The 4,106-nt window shown below is 72.5% G+C and carries 4 protein-coding genes and 1 pseudogene; 2 read left to right on the plus strand and 3 right to left on the minus strand.

The annotated features are described in order from the left end of the window. Positions 1–125: 125 nt before the first annotated feature. The 3 genes from AB0D10_RS45780 to AB0D10_RS45790 all read right to left on the minus strand — a co-directional run bounded on the left by AB0D10_RS45780 (position 126) and on the right by AB0D10_RS45790 (position 3,094). Complete coding sequence (locus AB0D10_RS45780; RefSeq protein WP_360268901.1) at positions 126–1,262, minus strand: hypothetical protein; 1,137 nt, start codon at positions 1,260–1,262, stop codon at positions 126–128. Between the two features lie 348 nt (positions 1,263–1,610). Next, the gene (locus AB0D10_RS45785; RefSeq protein WP_360268903.1) at positions 1,611–2,381 is read right to left on the minus strand and encodes a lysophospholipid acyltransferase family protein; all 771 of its coding nucleotides are present in this window, start codon (positions 2,379–2,381) and stop codon (positions 1,611–1,613) included. Between the two features lie 287 nt (positions 2,382–2,668). After that, on the minus strand, positions 2,669–3,094 hold the full coding sequence (locus tag AB0D10_RS45790) for a DUF4395 domain-containing protein (RefSeq protein WP_360268908.1): 426 nt from the start codon (positions 3,092–3,094) through the stop codon (positions 2,669–2,671). Between the two features lie 213 nt (positions 3,095–3,307). On the opposite strand from AB0D10_RS45790, the gene AB0D10_RS45795 reads away from it, so the two are divergent. Both AB0D10_RS45795 and AB0D10_RS45800 read left to right on the plus strand, forming a co-directional pair. After that, the gene (locus AB0D10_RS45795; RefSeq protein ID WP_360268911.1) at positions 3,308–3,721 is read left to right on the plus strand and encodes a thioredoxin family protein; all 414 of its coding nucleotides are present in this window, start codon (positions 3,308–3,310) and stop codon (positions 3,719–3,721) included. Between the two features lie 289 nt (positions 3,722–4,010). Then, a pseudogene (locus AB0D10_RS45800) lies at positions 4,011–4,106 on the plus strand (electron transfer flavoprotein subunit beta); the annotation flags it as partial.

Genomic DNA, 4,106 nt, shown 5'->3' on the forward strand with positions numbered 1-4,106 from the left:
GCCGATGGTACTGCAGGGGGGACCCTGTGGGAGAGTAGGACGCCGCCGAACAATCATTCAGAAAAGACCCCCTCCCTTTCGGGAGGGGGTCTTTTTGCGTTTCCGGGCCGTTCACGGCCGCCGGCTCACTCGTCGTCGGCCTCCGGGTCCTCCGTCGGCGCCTGTCCCTGGGCCTGTGCCGGCGGCTGGGCCTCGGGCTGGGCACCCTGGCCCGGGGCAGCCGGAGCGGACGGAGCGGCCGAACCTGCCGGGGCAGCCGGAGCGGACGGAGGTTCCGCGGTGCCCCAGGCCGGGCGGTTGAGCCACTTGTCGGCGCTGTTGGTGAGGCGGGCGACGCCCGTACCGTCGGGTCGCATGCTGTAGAGGTCGGCGCCGGCGCCCGCGGGGGCCTGGGTGAAGACGATGGACTGGCCGTCGGGCGCGTAGGCGGCGGCGCCGTAGAAGGCGTCCGAGGGGGCGGTGGTGAGGGCGCCGATGGCGGTGCCGTCGGGGTGGACGGTGTAGATGCCGCCGCCGGGGGCGTTGTCGGGGCCGGCCGGGTAGGTGGTGAAGAGGATCCGGGTGCCGTCGGGGGACCATTCGGCGCGCTCGCCGGCGCGCAGTTCCCAGGGGGTGAGCTGGCGGAGGCCGGTGCCGTCCGCACTGACGACGTAGATGGCGCGGCTGTTGGCGGGCTGCCCGGTGGCGCTGGTGCGGTACTCGAAGGTGAGTTGCTTGCCGTCGGGGGACCAGCTGGGGTTGCTGACCGAGCCGGAGTAGGGCTTGTCGTTGGTGAGGAAGGTGAGCCGTTGGACGTCGGTGCCCCCGGGGCTCATCAGGTAGAGGTCCGAGTACTGCGTCCGGGTGTTGTCGGCCGGGTCCAGGGCGCCCCAGGAACGGCTGAAGGCGAGCTGCTTGCCGTCCGGGGAGAACGCGGGGGCGCGTTCGTCCTCGTTGGCGCAGTCGGCGCCGCCGCTGGAGCTGTCGCAGAGCTGGCTGATCTGGTGGGCGCCCTCGCCGGAGGTGGCAACTGTCCAGAGCCGGGCGGCGCCGGTCTGCGGGTCGGTGCGGTCGAAGGCGATGGCGGTGCCGTCGGGGGACCAGTCGGGGCGGTCGTCGTGGGCGCGGTCCGGCGGCTGGGTGATCTGGTTCTGGCCGCTGCCGTCGGGGGCAAGGGTGATGATGGCGCTGGTCGTGCGGGAGGCGTCGGTGTAGGCCCGGCTGACGATCAGTCCGTTGTGCGCGCTGGCCGCGGCGGGGGTTGCTGCGGCGGCGCCGATCACGGCGGGTGTCGGCGTGGCGGTGGGTGATTCCGGCCGGATTTCCGAGAGCGGGATCTCCCCGGGTTCGGCCCCGCAGCCGGTGAGCAGGGTGCCCAGAAGCAGAAGGCCCGCACCGGCGCTTGCGCGTGTGCGGGCCCTGCTCGTGGGTGACTGCCTCGTACCGGTGATCCCTGCCATCTCCGCCTCCGACCTCTGTCGACCGCTCGACGTCTGCCCCCGTCGCCGATTCAGGACGAAGGCCCCCTGAAAGGAACTGTCACTGTGTCAGACGGGGAGGGTCGGCGGGCCGGCGACACGCGACGGATCGCGTTCACTCGGTCGCACGGAGTAGTGCGGGGGAGGGGTTCGTCAGTCCTGGGCGGCGCGGCGCTCGGCCTTGGCGATGGCCTCCGCCTCGTCCTCGGCCTCCGCGACCTCCAGGGTGGGGGCGGTGCCGCCGAGCTGGGCGGGCAGCCACCAGGTGTCGTCGGGGCCGGAGGGCTTGCCGGGGTACTCGCGCTGGGCCCGGTCGAGCATCTCGCTCATGGCGCTGCGGAGTCGTCTGGTGACCATGACGGGCTTGTCGCCCGGCCCGAGGTGGATCGGTTCGCCGATCATGATGGTGACCGGGACGTGGCGCTTGGTCAGGGTCTTCGGGCGGCCCTTGGTCCAGAGCTGCTGGGTGCCCCAGAGGACGACGGGCAGCAGCGGGGCGCCGGAGTCGGCGGCCATCCGGGCGGCGCCGGTCTTGAACTTCTTCAGCATGAACGAGCGGCTGATCGTCGCTTCGGGGAACACCCCGACCACCTCGCCGGCCTTGAGGGCGCGTACGGCGGCCTCGTAGGCGGGCTGACCGTCGGTGCGGTCCACCGGGATGTGCTTCATGCCGCGCATCAGCGGGCCGGAGACCGCGTGTTTGAAGACGTCGTCCTTGGCCATGAAGCGGGTCTTGCGCTTGCCGCCGCGGTAGGCGCCGAGGCCGGCGAAGAGAAAGTCCAGGTAGCTGATGTGATTACTGACCAGTACCGCTCCCCCCCTGGCGGGGATGTGTTCGGCACCCACGATCTTGATCCGCACGTCGAGCGCGCGGAAGGCGGTGAGTGCGGCGCCGATCACCGGCGGGTACACGAACTCTGCCACGGTCAGTCCTGACTTCCACGGGCCGGAACCCGGTTCGGCGGGGGCCCGTGACGTCGCGCGGGCGGTGCCGACCGGAGCACGGCACGCCGCGGCGGTCACGGGTGATACACGGAGATGATCCCCCGAACGAGTGCCTGCTGTCACCTGAGGCGTGCGGTCAAGCCGATTTTCACGGTGTGATCTCTGTGATGAATTCGAACGGGAACCTTTTCGTTCCCCGGCCGGGAGCTGCGGCTGGAGGCGGGCCGCACCGGCGGGCCGGGCCGGCGCCCGGTGGAGGCGCCGGGTCAGGCTCCGGCGGTGAGGCGGCCCTGGGCGCGCCGGACGACCGGGTAGAGCTCGCAGCCGACGCAGTAGCCGAAGGCGGCGTTGAGGAACGCGGCGGCGAGGGCGGCCGAGGTGGCCAGCAGGCAGAGCCAGGTCACCCCGGTGATGTGGCCGAGGGTGCCGACCGCGGCGAACACCATGAGGATCCCCTGGCCGAAGCGCAGCGGCCGCTCGTCCTCGGTCTCGGACGGCGGGGCCAGGCGGGGCAGGACCAGGACCCGGAAGACCCAGTCGTACGGGGAGAGCCGTAAGCCGCCGAAGGCTCCGAGGGCGAAGACGAGCGCCTGGCCGGCGAGGAGGGTGCTGCTGCCGGTGAGGAGGACGACGATCAGGACGGCCGAGGTGAGCGCGGCGGAGAAACGGGGACCGCGGGGGTCGGTCTGCACGGGGGCTCCGGAAGGGTCGCGACGGGCGGCAGCGGCGGGCGGTGGCGACGGGGGCGTCAGTGGGGTTCCGTGGCCCGGCCCGGGGCGATGACGCGGCGGGCGGTCGGCAGCGGCGGTGAGGAGCGCTCGGAGTCCACCGGCCGATCGTACGCGGCCCGCCCCCGGCGGTCGACCGTCTTTCGGCGCCCGCCGGGGCTGGCGCAGACTGGGGGGATGACCGGGCTGGTGGTGTGCGTCGTCGTGCTGGCGCTGGCGACCGTGTTCGGGCTGGTAAGGGCGGTGTGTGACGGGAGGATGAGGGTGCGGACCAAGGACGGGGCGGTACGGCTGTCGGCGGCGGAGCTGGGCGGGCCGCTCGGTGCGCGGGCGACGCTGGTGCAGTTCTCGACGGTCTTCTGCCAGCCGTGCCGGGCGACCCGGCGGGTGCTCCTGGAGGTGGCCGGGATGGTTGAGGGGGTCGCGCACATCGAGGTGGATGCCGAGGCGCGGCTGGAGTTGGTGCGCAGGCTGGAGGTCCGGCGGACGCCGACCGTTTTGGTGCTGGACGCGGACGGCCGGGTGGTCCGGCGGGCAACGGGGCAGCCGCGCCGGGCGGACGTGATCGCGGCGCTCGGCCAGGCGGTCTGAGGACCCCTGTCGGACCCTCGCCGGACCTCCTCGGGGAGGATCCCGTCGTGGTCGGTCCGCCCCGTCGGGTGGAGTCGGCCCCCGCCTGGGGCAGGATGGGTGCAGGCGGCCGGCGCGGCCGCCCGGCATAAGCTACTGGCCAGTAGTGACCACTGGGCTACCGGCGAGTATGCTGCCAGGAAGTTCCGGACCGGCACGGGAATTCGCTGCCCGGAGCGGGTGCGTTCCGTGTTCGCCCCCGCTTGCACAGCCGCAGCCGTCGGACGAGACCAGTACAGGAGACAAGGCCGTGAGCTTGAGGATCGTCGTCTGTGTGAAGTACGTGCCGGACGCGACGGGTGACCGTCGTTTCGCGGACGACCACACCACCGACCGGGAGGGTGTG

It is taken from the genome of Kitasatospora sp. NPDC048545 (assembly GCF_040651155.1).
GTDB lineage: Bacteria > Actinomycetota > Actinomycetes > Streptomycetales > Streptomycetaceae > Kitasatospora.

Bases quoted from the DNA above. Each gene is read 5' to 3' on its own strand.
- AB0D10_RS45795 (WP_360268911.1), top strand. From the start codon at position 3,308: ATGACCGGGCTGGTGGTGTGCGTCGTCGTGCTGGCGCTGGCGACCGTG.